Source organism: Aquabacterium sp. UBA2148 (genome assembly GCF_002328915.1).
GTDB classification, from domain to species: domain Bacteria; phylum Pseudomonadota; class Gammaproteobacteria; order Burkholderiales; family Burkholderiaceae_C; genus Aquabacterium; species Aquabacterium parvum.
The window spans coordinates 16,724-17,550 of sequence record NZ_DCXA01000262.1 but is presented as its reverse complement, the minus strand read 5'-3'; the positions used below and the strand labels follow the sequence as shown (position 1 = coordinate 17,550).

The 827-nt window shown below is 65.1% G+C and carries 1 protein-coding gene and 1 pseudogene; both read left to right on the top strand.

Going from position 1 to position 827, the window contains the following annotated elements; genetic code table 11:
- Positions 1 to 255 (top strand): annotated as a pseudogene (locus tag B2W70_RS14675) (TetR/AcrR family transcriptional regulator); the annotation flags it as partial.
- A 117-nt stretch (positions 256 to 372) separates the two neighbouring features.
- Positions 373 to 827, top strand: a 455-nt coding sequence (locus tag B2W70_RS14670; RefSeq protein ID WP_286746777.1) for a protein-L-isoaspartate O-methyltransferase family protein, incomplete at its 3' end; no start/stop codon positions are given.

Genomic DNA, 827 nt, shown 5'->3' with positions numbered 1-827 from the left:
CTTGACGAGGTGGTGGCTCCCAGCCACACCTTGTTGTCGCGCGTGATCCGGCGCGGCATCCAGCGTGGCGAGTTCAGAGACATGGACGTCACCTCCGTGGTCCACGGGCTGATCGCCCCGGCGCAGTTCCTCATCCTTTATCGCCAATGCACCTCGGTGTGCTCGTCCAACCCCGCGCCGCTGGACCCACAGCGCTTCCTGCACACCCAGATCGAGCTGATCCTCAAAGGCCTGGAGCACCCACCGCAGTCGTGAAGCCGACACAAATGCCGCCCCGCGCGACGGCAATCCACCCCGAGTCGGGTGGGTCTTCTTAAAATCTCAGTTTTCCCCGGATACCTTCCCCTTACCGTCTCCCGTAGGATGCCCAGCATGAACGTCGAACAAGCCCGCTTCAACATGATCGAGCAACAGATCCGCCCCTGGGATGTCCTGGACACCTCGGTGCTGGAGCTGCTGTCGGCCGTGCGACGCGAAGACTTCGTCCCGGCCGCCCACCAGGCCCAGGCTTTCATGGACCTGGAACTGCCCCTGGGTGGCGGCCGCAGCCTGTTGGCTCCGCGCGTCGAAGCCCGCCTGGTGCAAGACCTCAACCTGAGCAAGCGCGACACCGTGCTGCAAGTGGGCGCGGCCACTGGCTACGTCACTGCCCTGCTGGCCCGCAAGGCCCAACGCGTGATCGGCCTGGAAGCCGATGCCGCACTGGCCTCTCAGGCCCGAGCCAACCTGCGCAAGGCCGGCGTGAACAACGCCGAAATCGTGCAGACCGACGGCACATCAGGCCTCGCCTCGCAAGGCCCGTTCGACGCGATTTTGCTTTGTGGCTC